At 61.8% G+C, this 22,130-nt stretch carries 17 protein-coding genes and 1 tRNA gene; 3 read left to right on the top strand and 15 right to left on the bottom strand.

Annotation, left to right across the window (positions count from 1 at the left end; genetic code table 11):
- Positions 1-98: 98 nt before the first annotated feature.
- A complete protein-coding gene (locus tag CORGL_RS00330; protein WP_013707932.1) occupies positions 99-4,553 on the bottom strand; it encodes a Spy0128 family protein in 4,455 nt (1,484 codons plus the stop codon).
- A gap of 172 nt (positions 4,554-4,725) precedes the next feature.
- Here CORGL_RS00330 and rlmD point away from each other — a divergent pair, with 172 nt between their 5' ends.
- Positions 4,726-6,021, top strand: a complete 1,296-nt coding sequence (gene rlmD, locus CORGL_RS00325) for a 23S rRNA (uracil(1939)-C(5))-methyltransferase RlmD (RefSeq protein ID WP_083809951.1) — start codon at positions 4,726-4,728, stop codon at positions 6,019-6,021.
- Between the two features lie 11 nt (positions 6,022-6,032).
- Here the strand turns inward: rlmD and CORGL_RS00320 are convergent, their stop codons facing one another.
- The 11 genes from CORGL_RS00320 to tilS all read right to left on the bottom strand — a co-directional run bounded on the left by CORGL_RS00320 (position 6,033) and on the right by tilS (position 17,701).
- Positions 6,033-7,493: a lipase family protein gene (locus CORGL_RS00320; protein ID WP_013707930.1), complete on the bottom strand. Its 1,461-nt coding sequence runs from the start codon at positions 7,491-7,493 to the stop codon at positions 6,033-6,035.
- A 167-nt stretch (positions 7,494-7,660) separates the two neighbouring features.
- On the bottom strand, positions 7,661-8,479 hold the full coding sequence (locus CORGL_RS00315) for a phosphatase (RefSeq protein ID WP_013707929.1): 819 nt from the start codon (positions 8,477-8,479) through the stop codon (positions 7,661-7,663).
- A gap of 174 nt (positions 8,480-8,653) precedes the next feature.
- Positions 8,654-10,864 (bottom strand): ATP-dependent zinc metalloprotease FtsH, encoded by a 2,211-nt coding sequence (gene ftsH, locus CORGL_RS00310; protein ID WP_013707928.1) that lies wholly within the window; start codon positions 10,862-10,864, stop codon positions 8,654-8,656.
- Between the two features lies 1 nt (position 10,865).
- Positions 10,866-11,414 (bottom strand): hypoxanthine phosphoribosyltransferase, encoded by a 549-nt coding sequence (gene hpt, locus CORGL_RS00305; protein WP_013707927.1) that lies wholly within the window; start codon positions 11,412-11,414, stop codon positions 10,866-10,868.
- A 204-nt stretch (positions 11,415-11,618) separates the two neighbouring features.
- A complete protein-coding gene (locus tag CORGL_RS09270) occupies positions 11,619-12,245 on the bottom strand; it encodes a MarR family winged helix-turn-helix transcriptional regulator (protein ID WP_013707926.1) in 627 nt (208 codons plus the stop codon).
- A gap of 219 nt (positions 12,246-12,464) precedes the next feature.
- Positions 12,465-12,836, bottom strand: coding sequence for a hypothetical protein (locus CORGL_RS00295; RefSeq protein WP_013707925.1), 372 nt, complete (start codon positions 12,834-12,836; stop codon positions 12,465-12,467).
- 163 nt (positions 12,837-12,999) lie between these two features.
- Positions 13,000-13,845, bottom strand: a complete 846-nt coding sequence (locus tag CORGL_RS00290; protein ID WP_013707924.1) for a PTS system mannose/fructose/sorbose family transporter subunit IID — start codon at positions 13,843-13,845, stop codon at positions 13,000-13,002.
- A 1-nt stretch (position 13,846) separates the two neighbouring features.
- The gene (locus CORGL_RS00285) at positions 13,847-14,698 is read right to left on the bottom strand and encodes a PTS mannose/fructose/sorbose/N-acetylgalactosamine transporter subunit IIC (RefSeq protein WP_013707923.1); all 852 of its coding nucleotides are present in this window, start codon (positions 14,696-14,698) and stop codon (positions 13,847-13,849) included.
- A gap of 147 nt (positions 14,699-14,845) precedes the next feature.
- On the bottom strand, positions 14,846-15,340 hold the full coding sequence (locus CORGL_RS00280) for a PTS sugar transporter subunit IIB (protein ID WP_013707922.1): 495 nt from the start codon (positions 15,338-15,340) through the stop codon (positions 14,846-14,848).
- Positions 15,341-15,512: 172 nt separating this feature from the next.
- On the bottom strand, positions 15,513-15,950 hold the full coding sequence (locus tag CORGL_RS00275) for a PTS sugar transporter subunit IIA (RefSeq protein ID WP_013707921.1): 438 nt from the start codon (positions 15,948-15,950) through the stop codon (positions 15,513-15,515).
- Between the two features lie 218 nt (positions 15,951-16,168).
- A complete protein-coding gene (gene tilS, locus CORGL_RS00270) occupies positions 16,169-17,701 on the bottom strand; it encodes a tRNA lysidine(34) synthetase TilS (RefSeq protein WP_013707920.1) in 1,533 nt (510 codons plus the stop codon).
- A 45-nt stretch (positions 17,702-17,746) separates the two neighbouring features.
- Here tilS and CORGL_RS00265 point away from each other — a divergent pair, with 45 nt between their 5' ends.
- Positions 17,747-18,589: an MBL fold metallo-hydrolase gene (locus tag CORGL_RS00265; RefSeq protein ID WP_013707919.1), complete on the top strand. Its 843-nt coding sequence runs from the start codon at positions 17,747-17,749 to the stop codon at positions 18,587-18,589.
- Between the two features lie 106 nt (positions 18,590-18,695).
- Here the strand turns inward: CORGL_RS00265 and CORGL_RS00260 are convergent, their stop codons facing one another.
- On the bottom strand, positions 18,696-19,127 hold the full coding sequence (locus tag CORGL_RS00260) for an Hsp20/alpha crystallin family protein (protein WP_013707918.1): 432 nt from the start codon (positions 19,125-19,127) through the stop codon (positions 18,696-18,698).
- A 315-nt stretch (positions 19,128-19,442) separates the two neighbouring features.
- On the opposite strand from CORGL_RS00260, the gene CORGL_RS00255 reads away from it, so the two are divergent.
- A complete protein-coding gene (locus CORGL_RS00255; RefSeq protein ID WP_013707917.1) occupies positions 19,443-19,952 on the top strand; it encodes a hypothetical protein in 510 nt (169 codons plus the stop codon).
- A gap of 27 nt (positions 19,953-19,979) precedes the next feature.
- Here CORGL_RS00255 and CORGL_RS00250 read toward each other — a convergent pair whose 3' ends face one another.
- Both CORGL_RS00250 and CORGL_RS00240 read right to left on the bottom strand, forming a co-directional pair.
- The gene (locus tag CORGL_RS00250; protein WP_013707916.1) at positions 19,980-21,674 is read right to left on the bottom strand and encodes a phospho-sugar mutase; all 1,695 of its coding nucleotides are present in this window, start codon (positions 21,672-21,674) and stop codon (positions 19,980-19,982) included.
- Between the two features lie 356 nt (positions 21,675-22,030).
- Positions 22,031-22,103, bottom strand: a tRNA-Lys gene (locus CORGL_RS00240).
- Positions 22,104-22,130 lie beyond the last annotated feature (27 nt).

Genomic DNA, 22,130 nt, shown 5'->3' with positions numbered 1-22,130 from the left:
CGGCTTGTACGATGCCTTGAGTCTAGCGCTTCGGCTGCAGGCTCTCCGCGGCCTTTCGCTCAGCGCTGCGGCCGCGACGGTGAGAGACGGCGCGGGCCTCAGAGTCGTCTCAGCGGTGGAAACGGGGTTTTGCGATGCCGCCTCGATCGGTGGATGAGTCCAGCGGCGACGATCGCTGCCAGGGCAAGGGCCGCGACAATGGAGATCGCGGCGTCTCCGGTCACAGGGATGCCGCGATCTCCGCCGGCGTCATGACGCGCCGGCTGTTGAGCGGAGGACTCAGCGGATCGGGAATAACGGTTTTTGAAAACGATGCGGTGACGAGCGTCTTCTATCGCATACACCACCTTATACGTACCGTCCCCGGCGTCTGCGGAGGTAGCGGTCACATTGAAGACGCTCTGGTCATATTCCATATCGTCCTCATCACCTTTCTCCTCCCGCAGCGTGTAGGTGTGCGTCCCCGCCTCTGCGAAGCTCACCGGATCAAACTTCACGACGCCGTCTGAGCGATTGACCCCCCTTGCTACGACCTGATCCCCCTCGACAAGTTCATAGGACAGCTCCCTGTCGCGCAAAGCCCGACCTGCGAGCTCTTGCACGATTTCAATCTGGTCCGTGAGGCGCGCCGGGGTCGGGGATGCGGTGTAGGCGTTTGCGAAGGAGATGCGATCTCCCCCCTCATCGACGGTGAAGGCCGCGCTGAGCGATCCTGCGGAATCTGTCACCGTCGCCGTGATGATGTGGACGGCTGCGTCATAGGAGATTCCGCCTGCGGTACCCGCAACCTCATGCAACCTGAAACGAAACGTTCCCGTCGTCGTGAAGTTCAGTGGCGGAAGGACAACTCTGCCGGCGGCATCGTTGATCGCGTTCGCGACCGAAACATCTCCTCGATCCAACTCGAAGGTGAATTCTCCAGCGGTCAGAGCCTGTCCATCGAGCGTCGTCGAGATCTCGATCTGATCGCTTGGACTCGCCTTGGTCGGTGCGACAGAGTAGCTGTTCTTGAATTCGATGCGCCCGCTGTCGTCCTTGGCCCTATGGCGCACCCCGAGCGTGCCGTCGCCGTTGTCGGTGAGCGTCGTTGTGATCTCGTATACCGTGGTATCGTAGCCGATGCCAGCGCGATCTCCGGGGACCTCCCGCAACGTGTAGCGGTGCTCGCCGGTGGCGGCGTAGCTTATAGCGCTCATCTTGACGTCCCCGTCTATGTCGCTGGTCCCTCGTGCGACCACCTGAGCGCCCTCGAGAAGCTCGAAGGCGAACTCCCCTGCAATCGAATCCTGACCGGTGAGCTGCTGATCGATAAGGATCTGATCTGTCACGCTCGAGCTCACCGGTACCGTGTGGTAGCTGTTCTTGAAGATGACGCCGTTGCCGGCTATCTCCCCTTTCAGCCTGCAGGAGGCGCAGAGCGTGCCGTCGCCGTTGTCTGTGACGTTGATCTCGAGGTCGTACGCGGCACCGTCCATGGTCATACCGCCTGCAGATCTTTTCACCTCGCTGAGCGTGCAGCTGTGCCGGCCGGCCCCAGTGTATCTCACAACCCCCATCTTCACCGCCCCTGAGGCGTCGTTGGTGCCTGAGGCGACCACCGCGGCACCCTCGCGAAGTTCGAGAGCGAACTCCTTGTTGGCAAGCTTTCTGCCAGCGAGCTCCACTCGAGCCGGGATCTGATCGGTCAGGCTCACAGACAGCGGAGCGGCGGCGTAGGAGTTCTCGAACGATACCCGACTCCCTGCGCCCTTCAACCCATAGCGCACACGGAAGGATCCGCGATTCCCATCGGTGACGGTAACGGTGACCGTATAGATGCTCTTATCGTAGGTGACTCCGCCCAGCTTGCCCGGTACCTCGTGCAACGTGTACGCGTGCTGCCCCGGAGCATCGTAGGTTATCGGCTCCATGGTCACCTTGCCCGCGGCGTCATTTTTCCCGGATGCCACGACGTTTCCGTCTTCAAGAATCTCGAAGGAGAACTCGCCGTCGGCGAGCGCGCGACCGAACAGCCGATCCACGATGTCAATTTGATCGGTGAGACTTGAGGGGGTTGGCGCGCAAGAGTAGACGTTTCGAAATGCGACGGTCATCTCTGTCGTGTCCAAGGTGTACGCGGCGTGAAGCGCCCCGTTGCCGTCATCGGTGATGACGGCGCTGACCTGATAGACCCGCTCGTCGCAGGTGACGCCATCGGTCGATCCGCGTCGTTCCCGCATCGTGTACGCATGTCTGCCCGCTTCGGTATAGCGAATCGGGTCCATGGACACCCTGCCTTGAGCATCGTTTTTCCCACTCGCTGCGACCGCTTGGCCCTCCACGAGCTCAACGGTGAACTCACCAGCGGCGAGGGGCTTTGAATCTCTGCCGGCGAGCGTCACGCTCACGGAAATCGCATCGGTGAGCGCGGAGTTCAGGGGAGCTGGCGCGTAGCTGTTGACAAATGTGATGCGGTCTCCTTTGAAGCCGGGACGGTGGCTCGCCCTCAATCTGCCGGATCCGTCTTTCGTGATCGTTGTGACGATGGAATAGGTAGCGGTGTCGCGCGTCACACCCGAAGCGAGTTCGGAAGCCTGTCGCAAGGAGTAGCGCCTCACCCCGGGTGAGACGTAGGTGATCGGGGTCAGACGGACGGAACCGTCGGCTGAGGTCTTCCCGGTTGAGACGATCCGATCGCCCTCAAGAAGCTGAAAGCTGAACTCCCCCTCGATCGCGGGCCTGCCTCTGAGCTCGCAGCGCACCGGAATCTCGTCGCTTATCGATGAGGAGATCTCGAACATATAGATGTTGGAAAACCTGATGGTATTTCTGGTCCACATCTGTCGATGGCTGATTGAAAACGTTCCGTCGCCCGCGTCCGCTACCCTGGTTCTGATGCGCCACGCGGTTTCCGAATCGTATGTGATATGAGGATCGGTGCCCTTGATTTCGCGGACCGTGTAGAGGTGCTCTCCGGGCCTGTCATAGAGAATCGGAGCCAGGGTCACAGCCCCGCCCTCGTCGCTCGTGCCTGTGGAGACGACCGAGTCCCCTTCGACGACCTCGAAGTTGAACTCGTCTTTGACCATCGTGTTGTTCTGGAGATGAACGGTGATGGGGATCTGGTCGGTCACGGACCCGGCTGTGGGCACCGGCGCGTAGGAGCTCTTGAATGTGATCTGGTGGCTTCCGTCGTCTTTATCCAGAGCGTAGCGCACGCTCAGGTTCGCGGAACCGTCATCGATCACATCCGCTGCGATCGAGTAGATTCGCTGATCGCACATCACGCCAACGAGATCGCCCGGCGTCGCGCGCAACGCATAGACGTGATGTCCGACCTGCGTGTATGTGATCTGGGGCAGCGTCACCCTGCCCGCGGCGTCACTTGTCCCCGCGCCCACGACGTCGGCACCCTCAAGAAGCTCGAATCCGAGCCCGTCTGCGCCGAGCGCGCGACCATCGAGCTGCGTACGGATATCCAGCCGATCGGTGACGCTCGAGCTCAGAGGTTTGACTGCATAGCGGTTTTTGAACGTGAAGCGTTTCATGCCCTGTTGCGGATCGACGCGCGCGCGAAGATATCCATCGAGAGAATCGGTGATGGTGACGATGAGATGGTATCGCGTCTCATCATAGGCGACGCCGGGCCTCTCGCCGGGCTGCTCGACAAGCTCGCAGTCATAGACGCCTGGCTCCGCGAAGGTGGCGGGACCCATCCTGACCACGCCGCGGCCGCGGCTGCGACCGGATGCGACGAGAGTGCCCGCGCGCACAAGAGCCACATCGAACTCGCCTTCTGTCTGTTTGGAAGCGATCAGCTCGGTTCGGATATCAACCAGATCAGTCAGGGAAAATGAGACGGGGATGGCTCGATACGCGTTTCTGAAGGACGGTTGAGCTCCTCCGTCGCTGCGGTGGTGCACCTCCAGGACGCCATCGGATCCACTGGTGACCTCAGTCGTGATCTTCCACGCAGCCGAACTGTATGAGATACCGGGCTCATCACCTCGCTCCTCGCGAATCTCATAGTGGTGCACGCCCGGCTTCGCATACCTCACCGCCCCCATGCGCGTGTTGCCGCAAGCATCGTTGGTTCCGGTCGCAACCACCTTCTCATCCTCGACGAGCTGGATCGTGAACTCTCCTTGCGCCAGTGGCCTGCCGGTCAGAGAGACCGGTATCGCGAAACCGTTCGGTCCGGTCACGCTTGAGATGACGGCGTCTGCGCGCACCTCATCCTCCATCTGCGACGAGAAGCGCGCAGGCCCGGTCGGGCCCCGATTGCGAGCTCTGCTTCGCGCAGCGTCTCTCGAACCGAGGACCCCTGACCCGAGGGCTCCCGCCAGATGTTGCTCGGGGAAGGTTGACGGCAGCGGAACACTCCGCAGCGAGCTCATGTCGATGGCCGATGAATCAGATGCATCCGGTGTTCTTGTGGGCGCGGCATAGGCCGATGAGGCGGTCGCGCACAGAAGCGAGACGCCGATGAGCGCGGCAGCGATCAGGAACACCGCGACTTCGCGGCGCGCGTGGCGCAGCGCTGCGCCCACAGCCGTGCTCGTTATCGCAGACATGGGAATTCCTTTTCTGCTGGGCCGCAAGCTTCCCGTCACCTTCTATGGATGCGGAATTATTGATACCCGATCTCAGTTTCGAATATCACAGCGCTGCGACCCCCGCAGCGATCTTGCGAGCGCCGTCGAGCGCGGAAGCGACACACGCTCTCGATTCGACTGATCGCCGAGCATGGTAGGCTGTCCCAAGCGAGGAATCACGGCGAGGAGCCGAGCAGCGAGAGGAGATGTGATGTCGAGAACCAGACCTGACGGTCCGTGTCCGACGATGCGGACGTGCGGTGGCTGCGCCTGGCTCGGCATTCCCTATCTGAAGCAGCTGCGTCGCAAGCACGCGGCTCTAACTGAGCTGTTCGAGCCCTTGGCGAGGCGACACGAGATCTCGATTTGCATCGATCCCGTCCGCGGCATGGGCGCAGACTCCGACAGCGACACCCGCATCCTCCCCCCGCGCGGATTCCGATTCAAGGCGGCGACGCCATTCGCGCCCGGCATGTGCGGCTCGCTGCGATCGGGATTCTTCGCCCGGGGAACGCATGAGATCATAGAGAGCGAGGATTGCATCGTCGAGGCACCGGGGGCCAGACGGATCCTTCACGCGGTCGCCGTCGCCGCCGAGCGCTCGGGTGTGTCCGCCTATGACGAGGACCGTCGCCGGGGAGCTCTGCGACATGCGGTGGTGCGCTTGGGTCGGCGCAGCGACGAGGGCATGCTCACCATCGTGACGAGCGGGCGTGAAATCGCTCACCTCGCCGCGTTCGTCGACCGGCTCCGCGATATCGATCCCCGCGTGAGAACGGTCGCGCAGAACGTGAATTTGCGGGCGACCAATGCGATTTTGGGCAGCGAGACCCGGATACTGGTGGGGCCGCCGCGCATGCGCGATCGGCTGCTCGAGTGCGACTTCGAGATCTCCCCGACCGCGTTCTTTCAGACCAATCCCGAGCAGACCGAGGTGCTCTACCGCGTGGCGATCGAACACATGGCCCTGGACGATGGCGATGTGGTGCTGGACGCCTACTGCGGCAGCGGTACGATCGGCCTTTCCTGCGCCGCCCACATGCGAGCGAGCGGGCGACCGATCCGCGTCATCGGCGTCGAGCGCAACCCGGCGGGGGTGCGTGACGCCAGACGCAATGCCGAGATCAACGGACTCGACGCGATGGCGCGCTTTGTCGAGCAGGATGCGACAGCGTATATCGCCGGCGCCGCCGATGCGGGCGATCGCGTCGACGTGCTCGTCCTCGATCCTCCACGCGCCGGTGCGAGCCCGGAGCTGCTGGCGGCCGCTGTGCGGCTCGCTCCCCGTCGCATCGTCTACATCAGCTGCAATCCGGTCACGCAGGCGCGCGATCTGGACTCGGTGCTCGATGCCGGATTTCGCCTCATGCGCGTGACCCCGGTCGATATGTTCCCGCACACGAGCCATATCGAGACGGTTGCAGTCCTTGCGTGCGCAGCGGGCTGAACGGTGTCGCGCTAGCTCATCCGTCTCAAGCCGTCCGCGTCCAGCGATTGCATCCATGCGATGTAGGTGCATGGGTAATGTCCGTACAGGATCCGAACGGGATCGATTCTCGCGGCGCACGAGGCCAGCACGGAAGCGATGCCCACAGGAGTCGTGAGATCGCGGGCTGAGTGGACCTTGGTGCCTATATCGCTCAGCAGCTCGCTTACCTCCCGGGCGTCGCTTGGGTCATAGGGGCTCTCGGTGCCCACCAGCGTCCTGAAGCGAGCGCACATCGCCTCATGACGCCGCCCGAAACCATCGTCGTCGATCGCAGGCAGCTCAAGCGTCACTCCATAGCGCCTGTATCCCCAAGATCCGAGTGGCAGGTACGGCATGATATCCGAAGGGTTCACGATGTTGAAGATGTTGTCATAGCATGAGGAGAAGGCGTCGTCACGAGTCGTTGTGTTCGGTGAGGCGAACGTGTAGGCGAACACGCGATCCCTTGACGCCAAAGAAAGACGCGAGACTCCGCCGCGCACGGGGGCCCCTGTGCGCGCGGCGCTCAGATCATCATCGGCCATCGATGCGACGAGATTGGCGATGGCTCCTCCCCTGCTGTGCCCGACGAGCAATAAGGAGACGTCTTCACCTCGATCATGCGCGCTCGCGACCCAAGAGCGGAGCGCGGAGGCGATCTCATCTGCAGCCCGGCTGTAACCGGCATGATCCTCTTCCTGAGACCGGGCGCAAGCGCCTTCCTTGGCGGTTGCAGCCCCGGATAGGATCTCATCGGTCGCCGCAGACGCTCCATCAGATGTCGCCGCATCCGTGATGTCGAAATTGCTCAACCACTCGGCACCATAGGACCCGCGAACCGATACGAAGATCACGCAGCGCGACCGCCCCTCGGAGCCGCCAACCACTTTGCGAGCGATGGTGTAGGCGACAGAATCCTCCTTCTGGGTGAACAGATTCAGGATCTGGTCGAGCACCTCGGAGCGGTACCGATAGGAATCGGTGGACGCTCTCTCGAAGCCGAGCTGCTCGAGCGCGCGCTCCATATAGGCCGGACAGCTGGAACCCGCCTGATAGTAACCGGACTCCGAGTAGGCGAGCGCGGAGAGCACCGAGCTGGCGCTCGCGAGATCGCGGTTATAGATCCGTTCATCACCCGCGAACCACGAGTCATCCCAGACGAGCGGCACGTGAAGTTCCGCGTCGTGCGGTGCGCCCGGTGTCGTGAGAGTCACAGACGTCTGGAACCTGCCGTATCGAGCCGGGCTGTCGCCATAAGCTATCCGGGGCGACTCCACGCCGCCCTTGCCGAGGCTTATCTGATCATAGCGAAACAGAAGCATCGCCGCGAGAGCGAGCGTCGAGACGGCGAGTCCGACAAGCGCCATGAACGGCAGCCGCCGCAGAGCGGCGCGCGGCCCTGATATCTTCCCATGCCCTGCAGCCATGGCACCAACCCCGATCGCAACCATATCGCAATCCTTTGCGATAGCGCTCGTAACAGGATATCAAGACGCTGTGTCGCGATCATGGTGAAAGCGGGGCGCACTCGGTCGTCAACCCCGTCTCAGGCGCGACCGCGCGAGCGGGCTCGGCTCCTGATCCTTGGCGGAGGCACAGGCGGCAGGAGTCTTCGAAGCTACGTGATATCTCGCAGATCGCATACACCTGATGCGCACAGTTGCGCGAACAAGCTGTCCCGGCTGCGATTCATGATGAGCTCCTCTGGAAAATCGATGCGCTCGAGCATCGCTGAAGCCGAGGGGAAGCTGCCGATGTCCAGCGCGATATGAGCGTCGCTCGATACCGAGATGCCCACTCCGAGTTCCGCGCAGCGACAGGCGATGCGCTCACATGCCGCAAGGCTCGAACCGTCCGGATCGCGAGCAAGGCTGTGCTCGTTCACCTCGATGAGCTTGCCGAGCGCCTTGGCGCAGCCGAGCACCTCATCGAGATCGAACGGAACGCCGGAGCGACCCACATGTCCCAACTCGAAGACGCGCGGATGCTCGAGCGCGCGCACGTACATCTGCGTCGTGCGCGCCAGCGACGCTCCTCGAGTGAATTCATCATTGTGAACGCTGGCGATCAGATAGTCGAGATTGGCGAGCGCGCACTCAAACAGACTGCGCTCAGTCTGGCGCCTCTGCCCAGCGATGCTCTCGGGACACCCGATATCCTCGCCGAACAGACCGCCGTCCAACGTGACGATATCGACCTCAGCAGCGCGCAGCAGGATCACGCCATCCCAGAGTCGAGGCCACGCCACCTGGTTTATGAAGAACTGGAAATCCCGAATGTCCAGATGAGATTCAAGCATGGCGCTGAAATGGTCCGAGGACCCGAGCACTTCGAGCTCGGCGCGGCGCGCGGCCGCAACATTCTCCGCGATCGTTGAATAGGCGTGGCGCGAGAAGAGCGTGTGGGTGTGAATATCGCTCGCTATCGTGTAGGACATGCATGCTCCTTCGATTCGATGCGCGTGTGACAGCGCGCGCAGACGGTCCGGGGTACCTCAGGGTGGCGCTCATCAAAGATCGATGCCGAGCTGGCGCGTCGCGCTGAGGTTGCCCGGATGCCATCACGGTGACTGCGTCTCGCTCGCACAGGCAAGCGAAGGGCACCCGAGGTGTCAGCTCGAATCCGTCGTGTTCTGGGAGCTGTCATCTTGCTGACCGCTCGGATCATCTGCGTCGGTCCGCGCCTCTGCGAGCTGCTCGCCTGAGAGCTCGCTGTCCGTGGCGGCGCTGTTGCGCTCCTCTTTGGCTGCGAGGAGCTCCTCCTCGCTCGCGAGATAGCTCTCCCACTTCCCGTCGAGCAGCGCCACGACGGCGTCACCCTCGACGGTCTCGCGTTCGAGCAGAACCCGCGCCACGAGATCGACCTGAGCTCGATTCGTCTCAAGAATCGTGGAAGAGCGTCGATGCGCCTCGCGCATGATGCGCTGGACCTCGATGTCGATGCGCCGAGCCGTCTCCTCGGAGTAATCCTGATGGTTCGCGTAATCGCGTCCGAGAAACACCTCGTGCTGCGCCTCACCGAATACCTGCGTACCCAGCTCCTCGCTCATGCCGAGACGCGTGACCATCTCCCTGGCGATCTTCGTGGCGCGCTCAAGATCGTTGGAGGCCCCGCTCGTGATATCGCTGCACATCAGCTCCTCGGCGACTCTTCCGGCGAGCAGCACCGCGAGCTCGTCGAGCATCTGGTTTCTCGTCTTCAGGAAGTGGTCCTCGGTCGGCAGCTGCAAGGTGTACCCGAGCGCCTGACCGCGACTCAAAATCGAGATCTTGTGCACCGGATTCGCATGCTCGAGTATATGGCCCACCAAGGCGTGGCCACTCTCGTGGTAGGCGATCGTCGTGCGCTCGAGATCGGTCATGACTCGGCTCTTACGCTGCGGACCGGCGATGATGCGCTCCATCGACTCCTCTATCTCCTCCATGGAGATGAGTGCGCGATGGCGGCGGGCGGTGAGAAGAGCCGCCTCATTCAGCAGATTCGCGAGATCGGCACCGGTGAAGCCCACGCCCAGATGTGCGATCTTGCCGAAATCCACATCCTCATCCATCGGCTTGTTCTGCGCATGAACCCGCAGAATCTGTTCGCGACCAGCCATATCCGGCGCGTCGACGGTGATCTGCCGGTCGAAGCGACCGGGTCGCAGAAGCGCCGGATCCAAAATATCGGGGCGGTTCGTCGCGGCGATCAGAATGACCGAGTCGGAGCCCGCAAAGCCGTCCATCTCGACAAGGAGCTGATTGAGCGTCTGCTCGCGCTCGTCATGTCCTCCGCCGAGGCCCGCACCGCGCTGTCGACCGACCGCATCGATCTCATCGATGAAGACGATGGAGGGGCTCTGCGCCTTCGCCTCTTTGAACAGATCGCGCACCCGGCTCGCTCCGACGCCCACGAACATCTCGACGAAATCGGATCCGGATATGGAGAAGAACGGAACCCCCGCCTCCCCGGCGACCGCTTTCGCAAGCAGCGTCTTACCGGTTCCGGGAGGGCCCACCAGCAGCACGCCACGTGGGATCTTCGCGCCGAGCTTGCGATAGCGTTCGGGATCCTCGAGGTAGTCGCGTACCTCCTCGAGCTCCTCGACGGCCTCATCGATGCCGGCGACATCTTTGAATTTGAGATTTTGGCGCGTCGCCTGACTCGTCTTCGCATGGGTCCTGCCGAACTGCATGGTCTTGTTGTTCGCACCCATCACCTGACGCAGCGCATAGAGCACGACGAAAGCCAGCAGCAGCGCCGGCAGGTAGTTCAGCGCGATCTCGATCCAGGAGTTCGGATTGGACGTGTCGATCTCGTAGGTGGTCTTCGGGTGCTTGGCCATGAGCTCGGACAGCGAATCCGGTCCCACGTATACCGAGGTGAACTTCGTGAGCCGATTCTCCGACCCGGCATCCTCGCTGTTTTTCCAGTAGGTACCCGTAACGGAGCTGTTCGCAACCATATAGGTGAGGCTGTCGACGCGATCCTCATCGATAGCGCTCACCAGATCATTCGTGGAGATCTTCTCAGGACGGTCCTCCCCGGACAGACCCGGAATGAGGCGAAAGGCGAGAAACGAGATGAGAACGCAGAAGAAGATGAAGTATGTCCATGTGTACCACTTGGGACGCTTTGGCCTGCCCTTGCCGGCCCGCTGCCCGCCGCCCCCCGATGTGTCACCGAGCACGAGCCGATCGATCTTACCGAACAGGCCATCCTGCTCCTCGGGCTTGTCGCGCGCGGGATCATCCGACTCGCTGGGCTGCGTGTCATCTTGATCGTCGTCCGTCGCGAAACCGAGGACCAACCCGCCGGTCGAATCGTTGTACTGAGAAAACATGCTAGGCGTAGACCTCCGATTTCAAGATCCCCACGTAGGGGAGATTGCGATAGCGCTCTGCGAAGTCGAGTCCGTATCCCACGACAAAGGCGTTCGGACAATGCGATCCCACATATCTCGGGTTGACGGCGGCCTGCTTGCCGTCTATATCCTTCCAGAGAAAGGTAGCCACCTCCAGCGAGGCGGGCTTGCGGCTCGCGAGATTCTTCATGAGATATTTGAGCGTGAGGCCGGAATCGAGTATATCCTCGACGATGAGAACGTCACGATCCTTGATGTCCATCTCGAGATCCTTGACGATGCGAACGACCCCCGATGACTTCGCTTTGTCGCCGTAGCTTGAAACCGCCATGAAGTCGATCGCGAGGGGCACGCTGATCTGACGCATGAGATCGCCCATGAACACGACCGCTCCGCGAAGCACCGCGATGAGAACGAGGTCTTTGCCCGCGTAGTCACGGCTGATCTGCTCGCCCATCCGCTTGACCATGGATTCGATGTCGCGCTTGTCGAACAGGACCGCGTCGACGTCGGGATGCTCCTTGTTCATAAGGACCTCTCTGCTCTATGATATCGGTGTCCGGCTGACCCTGGTCAAAGACTTCAGCGCCAGCAGGGACCCCACGAGACGGGTTCCCATTGTATCAACATAGAGCGCTGAGGGCTCCTCCGGACGCCTCCGCTCGGCGAATTCCTGCAACCAACACACGCTCAGCAGCATTTCTCTCGAGCGAGCGACGCAGCGACTCGATGACTAGAGGTCCTCTAGGTAATCCTCTTTGTCATAGGTGATGCTATACGCTTTGTTGAGAATGCGCACCAGCTCGTTCGCATCATGCTCGCCCAGCGCGGAGAGCTGGTGCGCCAGAGCCGCGACGCTCTCGGCGTATCTCTCGGCCGCGTAGCGCCGACCCTCATCGGAGATGCTCACGATGACGCGGCGACGATCCCGCTCGTCCTGGACGCGCCTGATGTAGCCCTTGCTCTCAAGAGCGTCGAGGATGTGCGACATGCGACCACGCGTGTACCCGAGTCTTCCGGCGAGCTCCGACGGAATGATATCGCCCTTCGCGTTCACCAGGTATTGGAGCACGGGAGCTTCGCCCACGCTCGCTCCATGCACGGTGCTCAAGGACCCCTTGGCGAGTGACCGGGAGTACACGATCAGTTTTCTGGCAACGTCCTCGTAGTTCACGTCTTGAATCCTCAAACCGTCCCGTAGAATCGCGGCGTCATCCGCATCACCGGCGAGATCCGGGTCCAGGTCCGCTGCACCGGCGAGCGCACAGACCAATCGATAGATGAGTTTACCTGAATGATGGCGGCCGACACCACCGAAACAGGTGCCTATGCCCCCCATCTCCATGCATCGTGCAGCCATATCCGCTCCTTGTGCGGGCACCCTCCCGTGCGCTTCGCAGTCTCGGGCTCCGATGCCCGTGAATCGCAATACTTGAAACGGAGCGCGCGACCCTTTGGCGATTTGACTGGTGCTTGCGAACGACGCGCAAAGCTCAGCTCGGCAAAACCTCACCATTGTATCCGTCTTCGATCCCGCATGCCGACCTCGCGATGAAGCGCGCATCCGCGCTCGGAACCCTCACGCTCTCGTCGATCTCCGAGCGCGGCGCGAAGCGGATCGCTCGTCCGCGCCATCGTGAGCGGACGAGCCCGCGCCCGCAGCCTCAAGGATCTTTTCGACGTTGCTCCTCGCATGCGCGATGCCGATCTTCAGGATCACCGAGATCGGCACGCCGATCACAAGGCAGGCGACCCCTGCTGCGACGGCGGCCGGCGAGGCCTTCTGAGTGCCCCACAACACCAGGATCGCCCCGATCGCCGCCAGCGAGCAGGCGAGCCTCAACCAGGCGCCGAGCCGGCCGATCGCGGCGGTCTGGAGGCGCGCCTCCTCGATCAGCTCGCGTCTGCCCATGGTGCCGGGACTCGCTGAAGCCCTGTGTATCTGCGCCATCTGCTGATCTCCCCTCGCATCGATCTGATCGCATCGACGGCGCCGACGGACCTTCGCTCACAAATCCGGCGATGCGCCGAGCTACGCCAGCCAAGGGACGAGGCCGCACCGCTCAGACGGCGCGGTGCGGCCGGGCCACGGCTCGCCTCGGATGATCTCGCACTCAGTAGGACAGTCCCGGATTGAAGAATCCGACGAGCACTCCGAGAAACGCGATCACGACCAAGATGAGCATCACCACGATCGGGTTGATCTTCTTCTTCGCCATGAGCCACCAGCAGAACAAGGTGAACAGCAAAGGCAGCAGCTTGGGATAGATGCCGTCGAAGGTCTTCTGCAGCGTCGAATCACCAGGCAGCGGCAGCACCGTCTCGATGGAGATCCACGTCGCCGCGACAGCCCCGATGACCATGGTGCCGACCATGACGATCGAATCGCGAATCGCCGTGGCGTTCGGGCCGACGAGCGCCTCGACCGCCTTGCCGCCCATCTCGTAGCCGCGGAAGTATGCGAGATGCATGCCAAGATACATGAGCACGTTCCACACGACGATGTAGAAGATCGGACCGACGATCGAACCCCCATTGGAGAGCCCCAGCGAGATGCCCAGGATGATCGGGATGAGCGTGCCGACGATCAGCGAATCGCCCAGACCGGCAAGCGGCCCCATGAGGCCGGCGCGGATGCCGTTGATCGTCTCGTCATCGATCGGGTCGCCGTTGGCGCGCGCCTCCTCCAGACCCACGGTCACACCGACGATCATCGTGCCGATCTGCGGCTCGGTATTGAAAAAGGCGCTGTAGGTCTTGAGAGCCCTGACCTGCTCGTCGTGGGTCTCATAGAGATCCTCGACGATGGGCAGCATCGACACCAAGTAGCCGAATGTCTGCATGTGCTCCTGCGAGAAGCAGGTCAGGTTGCCGTAGATCCAGTTGTGAAACGATTTCTTGAGCGCTTTGTCAGAAACCTTCTTGCGGCCTGCGCGGGCCGCAGCAGAGTTGTCCGCCATCTCAGATGTCCTCCTCTTCCTCGTCCTCGGCGGCATCGAAGGTGCCCGCCGGAGTTGCCTTGGCGATCCTGATCGTCTCGATGCGATAGTTGATCAGTGCAAAGAAGCAGCCTATGAGCGCTGCAGCCACCAGGTTCGCCCCCATGACCGCGGACAGCGTGAAGCCGAAGAAGAATGTGAGAAAATCAGTCGGCTTGCCGATAACCTGCTTGAGAAGGATCGCGACGCCGACGGCGGGCAGCAGCGAGCCGACGGTGAACAGCGTCTTCATCGCGATGCCATCCATCGGCATGTAGGCTTTCATGAGATCGACCATGTTCGCACCGGCCATCGTGATGATGAACGTCGGCAGAAATGAACAGATGATATGCGAGATCCAAGGCAGAACCCAGTCGACGAGATAGAGCTTTTTCGTGTCTCCGCGCTCAAGGGCGTGCCAGCCTATTCCCTGCCAGACCAGATTGATCGTCGCCGTTCCGTAGAACAAGACGGTGCCGAGCGTGCCCACGGCGGCTCCGAGCGACGCGGCGAGGCCGGCGGCCTCGCTCGAAGAGGGATCGAGCCCTTGCGAGCGAATCGCCAAAATCGCGAGCGGGATGCCGATGTAGCTGATGGCGCGCACGTCAGCAGAGACCGTTCCACCAGGGGTCACCAGCGCGATGTAGACGAGCTGGATTGCTGCGCCCACGATGATACCGGTCTGGATGTCTCCCATGATCGCACCGACCACGAGACCGGCTACGAGCGGACGGCCGAGCGTGTAGTTGCCCACGGTCGTGCCACCCATGCCCGGCATCGATGCGAGGCATGCGAACAGGCCGAACAGCGTGGCTTGCAATGCAGTTACTGCCATAGTTCCTTCCACCTTTCTTCTATCTCCGAGCCCTTGTCGACGGGGCTGTTCCGGACGTACCTCCAAGCCCGGTCACGGACTCGGTGAAGACGCTTTGATTGTTTGCCGTGCGCCGCCAGAGCGCGCGAGCGCGATGTGGTCTCTCGATCAGCTGAAGCCGAACTGCTTGCGAAACTTCGGCCACTCCCCGATCGACTTCTCCTTGAGCAGGGCGAATTCCACGGTATATCCGGCGCTGGTGATATCCTCGAGCGCTTGAGCCTCATCGTGCGTAATGGACTGATTGTTCCCGAGTCTGATCGCACCGGGCCGATCGTTGCAGGGACCTACGCATACGCGATCGAGTCCGGCCTCGAAGCCCTGATCGACGAGAATCCTCTTCATGTCGATCGGGTTCTTCGTGATCAGGAAGTAACGATCAGCGCTGTCCAGGACCTGCTGACTCTTCATGCGAAAATGGTCCAGTGTCCACACGAAGGTCTTCTTGTCCGATGTCGCCCCCTTGTAGGCGGCTTTGAGAACCGGGTTGGTCGCAGCCGCATCGTTCACGGCGATCAGGCCGTCGCAAGGGTACTCGAGCGCCCATCGCGTGCAGGTCTGGCCGTGTATCATCCGGTCATCGATGCGCAGAAACGTTATCATGAATTCTCCTATCATCCGATTGTCGAGCGTGGCCTCTCTCTGGACTGCGGACGGCCTCGCAACCTTGGCTTCGACGAGGTCTTCGCAGCGACGCCGGTCGGTCGAGGCGCGATCTCATCCGATGGATCCCCTCGAGATGGAAAGAAGATCCCCTTCCCCTCGATGGAACGGCTCAGATTTCCTCTTCATCCTCGTTCTCGTCCAACGCGGGCCTCAAGTCGAGTTCGCGTAGACCGGCTCGTCCCTCGGCGAGCACGCTGTCTCTCAGCTCATCGGCGTCCATGGAGTCGAGTCCCATCGCAGCCGTCATCGCCATCGGGAGGTTCATCCCGCCGAACGCCATGGTCGCGCCCAGCAGGCCCTTCTCCGCGATGAGGTCCATCGCGTTCGTGAGCGGCGAGCCGCCTATGATGTCACCCATGACAACCACTTCGTCGTCTGCGCCCATCGGCTCGATCAGGCGACGTACGCGATCGCGGTACTCGTCGGCTCCCATCCCGTCCTCGAGGCTGCAGCTCGATATGGTGGATCTGTCGCCGACAAGCATGGAGAGCACGCTGTGCAAACCCGGAGCGAGTGTTCCATGACTCACCAACAGCAGATACCGCATGTCCAAGCTCCTCGCGACGCGCCCACTTCAACCGATCAGCCAGCAGGTCGTCCCTGGTGGCAAAGTAATTGTCATCAACAACTACCTTGCCAGCAAGAAGATAGTTGCGAACGGCAACTATCTATCGGTTAACGGTAGCAACTATTTATGTTCAAGCTTGAGAAGTCCAGTCATATGAGATATCAAGCTGCGCCATGTACCATCTGACGAAGCAGCTATCAATGGTTTTTATCGGTTCCGCGAACGGAGATCCTCAGCGCGACCTTCGTGGTCGGCGTGCATCTGAACCTGTCATCGAGCCTGACACCCGCCACCCACACCACTGCTCCGGTGGGAGCGGTCCGAACGACCGGCACGCGGGAGCGCTCCTCCACCGGCACTCGATCCGCCCCGAATATGTCTGAGAGCTTCTTGGATCTTCCGTGCATGCCCAACGGACACATGACGTCCCCGGGAACCGGCGTGTCCACCCATAGCCGCATCGAGCCGACCCCCGTCGCCTCATTGTCATTCATACCGTGAGGCAGATCAGCTTCTCCGTAGCCGAGTGATGCGGCATCGACCAGAACAGCCGGCGCGGCGCGGCGCGCGCAGGCGATCGGGTCCGAGCCCGGCTCCATGCTGATGGGCTCCACCTCGATCGCCGTCTCCTCGGTGATCGCGATCTTGCCGGGTACCGGCAGCCAACCCGGCGTCGGCTCACGAAGAGGCGCGGGCACGCGAAACGTGAGCGTCCCGAACTCGACCAGGGCGCTGATGCCGCCCGGCAGCGTGATCGAGCGCTCCCCAGCGGCCACGCATTCGAGCACCCTTTGGACATGATCCATCTCCAAGCGAGCTTGCGGGTCGATCCGCTTGACAGCCAAGCGAACCATCCGGCGGGCGAGGGCGATCTGCGTGGCGGCGAGCCGGTCCGCATTCAAGACGAGCAGACCCGCCCCCTCTCGTCGCGTGCACGACCGCAGCGCCGTCGCCGCGAGCTTTTGCATGTACGCATCCTCATCAGCAAGGATGTCACAGCTCGCCGCTACCGTGCGGACGAGATTCCTGTTGCGCTCCATCGCGACGGGCATGAGACGGTGACGCACGTAATTTCGCAGAAACGAGGTGTCTCTGTTGCTCTCGTCCTCCCGCCAGCGAAGCCCGGCCACCTCGAGGTAGCGTTGAAGCTCCTCATGCGTCCGATCGATGAGCGGCCGCACGATGAGATTGCGTCTGCGCGGGATGCTGGATAGACCGGAGATCCCTGAGCCTCTGATCGCGTTCATGAAAAAGGTCTCAGCTCGATCGTTGGCTGTGTGCGCCGTCGCGATCCGAGCGGAGCGGCGCGGGCATCCGGCCTCCTCGACAAGCTCTTTCAGGTAGCGACGCGCGGCGGCATAGCGGACATCGCGCGCCGCCGCCTCGAGATTTCTGCCTCCGAGATCTCGCAGGGAGGCGTGCTCGACGCAGACGGGCACGCCGAGGCGACGGCACAGCTCGCGAACGAATGCCTCGTCGCCATCGGATGCGCTCCCGCGCAGGTGATGGTTGACGTGCAAGACGTGCAGCCGATTGCGCGCGATGGAAGCCCGGCCGCATCCGTCGTCGATATCGAGCTTTGATGTGCACGCCATCAGAAGAAGCGCCGTGGAGTCCGCCCCTCCTGATACCATGAGTACCACGGGGGGGACGGAATCGTCTTTTGGTGCGCGCGCCGAGCTTGGGATTCGCGCTCGGCTCTGGATCGTGCGCTGCGAGACCGTTGGCATGGGTACCTCCTTTGAACTTCACCTATTGTAGCGGCTGGGAGATGTATGGACGCAAAAGGCGCATCGATCGGTACGAGGAAGCTGCATCTGCACATCTTGGGCAGCGGTTCGAAGGGGAACTGCGCCCTCGTGGAGGCGCCGGAGGGTCTGATCATGATCGATGACGGATTCTCGCGCCGCGAGGTGCTCGCTCGAATGCATCGCCTCGGGCTCGATGAGACGAGGGTCCGCGCGCTGGTGCTCACCCATGAGCACTCGGATCATGTGAGCGGCGTCGGTGTGTGGTGTCGCAAGTTCGACGGCACGATCTGGGCGAGCGCCGGCACCGCTGAGAAGCGCTCATATCTGGCATGCCTGCCCTTCATCCGCTTCGAGGCCGGCGATGCCCTGGAGATCGCCGGCGTTCGAATCCAAACGTTCTCCACCTCGCACGACGTCGCGAATCCCATCGGTCTGCGCTTCAGCTGCGAGGAGGACGCCATAGGCTTTGTCACCGATACCGGCATCTTGAGTGAGGCCGCCATGAGGGAGCTGCGCGATGTGCGGATCCTGGCACTCGAGAGCAACCACGACGTGGCCATGCTGCGCGGCGGATCCTATCCGCGCATGCTGCAGGATCGCATCGCATCGAGTCGAGGGCACCTGTCGAACGCGCAGGCGGCCGAGGCCGCTGTCGACCTCGTTGGCGAGGGCACCGAGCAGATCGTGTGCATGCATATCTCGCTCGAGAACAACCGTCCGAGTCTGGCGGTGCGCGCCCTGGCGGCCGCGCTCAAAGCCGGCCTCGACGATGATCTCGGTTGCTCGGCGACGCTCAGACGCACCAACCCGACCAGGATGCTGCGCATAGGGGCGGCGAGTCAATTCGAACCCATGAGCTTTCTTTGAGAGAGCCTCCCGAGAACAGCAGGTGGCCCGGACACGATGCCCGGGCCACCTCGATGAGCGGCCTCGACGAGGCCGCACGTTCCTTGCGCTGAGCGCGCGAGAACGATCAATCGATGTTGATCTTTGTGACGTTCGCCTTCTCCGCGATCTTGGGGACAGAGACGGTCAGCACGCCATCGGCGTACTGAGCCGATAGGCCCTCGCTTGAAGCATCCTTCAGGTAGACGCCCCGCGATGCGCTGTAGGCCGAGAACTCCTTTTGCAGGTAGTTCTTATCCTTCTCCTCTTTCTCCTCTTCCACGTTGACCGAGATGGACAGACGGCCCTCGTTCAGCTCCACATCGATATCATTTTTATTGACACCGGTGAAGTAGGCCTTGACCTCGTAGGCCTCACCTTTGTCTTCCACATCGATGGGAAACGCCTTGCTCGCTGCCGGGTTTCCGGTGAAATCCAGCATGTCGTCGAAGACATCGAACAACGTGTTGGCCGACGGACGCAGACCCAGAACTGAACGATACGGAATCAAGCTTGCCATACAGATCACTCCTTCGTGCTCTTGTCGCCCTTGTGGCGCGACGACCTTTAATCACTTGCGTTATTCCCCGATCTATGTGCATTATACATAATCTGAGAAATTTTATAAGTGAGTTCACATCATTTTATCTAAGTTCATAAGACTTAGATAATCTAAGGGTCATATGATGCGAAATGCAGAACTCGACAGTCGCCAGCGAATCGGATCGTGTGTTTCGCTCGTGAATGCGTGATCTTTTTCTGCATGTTCCAGACAAGCCCAGACGGACCTCTTAGAATGAATTCGTCTGTATGCTATCGAGTTTGAGGGCGCGTCATGGATAACCAACGCACTGCGCGCAGCACACCGCCTCACGGTGATCCGGAGACCCATTCCGGTGGCATCGCGGGATCGCCGGGCGATGTGAAATCTTACGGCTCAGATCCTCCTCCATCCGACGCAAGGGCTTTTCGGCCCAACCGGCGGCACATCACGCAGGAGCCCATCTTTGACTCCGGAGCGCCACCGTGCGATCGGCGGCGCGCTCAAGATGAGCTCGGCTCGCCCCATCGACATATGGGCGTGGCGACAGCGGATCCGCAATATCTGCCGTCGACGAGCAGCACGGCGATGCGCGATCGTCCGAGCGAAATTCCTCAAGCCGTGCAGAACGCGGAGCGACGCAAGGTCATCCACTCGGATCGCTACCTCCAGACCCCGAAGGCGGGCAGGGCGATCTTCACGTCGCGGGAGGAGCGGGCGAAGCGCACCATGCGCCGGTTCTTCGGGGTGCTCATTCTAGCTGCCGTGATCTTAGGTCTCATCTGGTACTTCAGCATCAGATGACGCGTCGCTGACGCATCGCGGTTCACGTCAGGACAGCAGCTCGCGCCCGGCATCCTCGATGCGCGCCATGAGCTCGTCGGCGGCTGCGGCGTCGGCACCTTTCGCGAACACGTACAGCTTGATCTTCGGCTCGGTACCAGACGGTCGCACGATGGCCTTGTTGCCCCCGGCGAGGTCGAACTCGACCACATCTGCCGCGGGGAGCCCATGTACACCGGAAGCGTAGTCGATGACCCGCTCGACAGCGGATCCGCCGATCTCCGTCGGGGGATTCTTTCGCAGATCTATCATGAGATCGGACATCTTCGCTGCGCCCTCGGCACCTGGATAGGCAAGCGAGATCGTTTTGTTGTGGTAATAGCCATGACGCTCGTAGAGCCGCTCCATCGCATCGGCCAGACTCATGCTCTGGGTCTTGTAGTACTGCGCCATCTGGCAAATGAGCAGAGATGCGTTGACGGCGTCCTTGTCGCGCACGTGATCACCGGACAGATAGCCGTAGCTCTCCTCGAAGCCGAAGATGAAGCGCTCCGGCTCGCCGTCCCTCTCGAGTTCGGTGATGATGTCGCCGATGTACTTGAAGCCGGTGAGAACGCGACGCAGCTCGAAGCCGTACTGAGCGGCCAGCGCATCGGTCATAGCCGAGGAGACGATCGTGGTGACAGCGACCTTGTTCGACAGCTCCTCGCCGCGCCCCGAGCGCATCCGGCAGATGTAGTCGAGCAGCAGCACACCGATCTCATTGCCGGTGAGCAGCAGGTAGTCGCCTGCGGACTTCACGGCAACGCCTACGCGATCGGCATCGGGATCGGTCGCGAGCAACAGGTCGGGATGAATGCGCTCTGACAGATCGATCCCTTTTTGCATGGCCTCCCGGATCTCGGGATTGGGATACGGACAGGTCGGAAAGTCTCCATCCGGGTCGCGCTGCTCGGGCACGACGGTCACATCGGTGATGCCGGCGGCGGAGAGCACGGTCGTCACCGGAATGAGACCGGTGCCGTTGAGCGGGGTGTAGACGAGTCTGAGCGGGGTGCGCGCTGCCTGATCGGGCGTGAGGTTGCTCACCGACTGCGCGATCACGGCGCGATAGTAGCTCCTCAGCACCTCATCATCGATCCAGCGGATGAGACCGCGGGCCACCGCCTCATCGAACTCCATGGTCGTCACGTCGTCAAAGGGATCGGTCCGCTCGATGGCCTTCGATATGGCGCGGGCGGCCTGGCTCGTGATCTGGCATCCGTCCGGGCCGTAGACCTTGTAGCCGTTGTAGGCCGCGGGATTGTGACTCGCGGTCATGCAGATCCCACCGGTGCAGCACAGATCGCGCACGGCCCAGGAAAGCGTCGGGACCGGTGAGATCTCAGGATAGATATGGACGCGCACGCCGTTGGCAGCCAGGATCGCCGCCGTGGTCCGCACGAACAGCTCGCCTCCGTGGCGGCTGTCGCGCGCGATCGCAACCGAGGGCTCCTCGGTAAGGGAGCGCAGATAGGTGGCGAAGCCCTGCGTGGCCCGGCCGACGGTGTAGATGTTCATGCGGTTCGTACCGGGGCCGATGATGCCGCGCAACCCAGCGGTGCCGAAAGCGAGGTCTTGGAAGAAGGCATCGGTGATCGCCTCGGACTCGCCGCGATCTCTCATATCATGGAGCTCGCTGAGGAGCTTCTCATCCGTGACGCGCTCGATCCACAGATCGAGAAGCTCGTGTACATCTGCCATTGTCCCAGCCTTCCCTTCAGATGACGGGTCCGGGTCCCGCGAGCATGCGAGATCCGGACCCGATGCGCCAACAAGCTACTCGCATCATAGGACACATCGCGCCCTCGTGCGCGCTCAAAACGGCGGACGCGCAGCATATGCGGCGCATGTGGTCTCGATGCGGGCCATCGCGAGACGATCTGTGGGCCCGCGATGACTCAGATGAGAGAATCGATGGTCGTCCCGCGGTCCGGCAACCACTCGAAAGCGGGTGAGAGCCGAACCTCTGCCCCGGATCGAGATCGGCGTCGCCGAGCGAGAAGAGCTCGCATCGGCGCATGAAAAATGCCCCGGCACGGGGCATGATGCTATCGCGGTGGGCCGTCAGGGTTTCGAACCCTGGACCTTGAGATTAAAAGTCTCCTGCTCTGCCTACTGAGCTAACGGCCCGCAGGAGGCATTGTACCACGCAAGACG

It is taken from the genome of Coriobacterium glomerans PW2 (genome assembly GCF_000195315.1).
Taxonomy (GTDB): Bacteria; Actinomycetota; Coriobacteriia; order Coriobacteriales; family Coriobacteriaceae; genus Coriobacterium; species Coriobacterium glomerans.
This window is presented reverse-complemented; position numbering and strand designations above follow the sequence as displayed.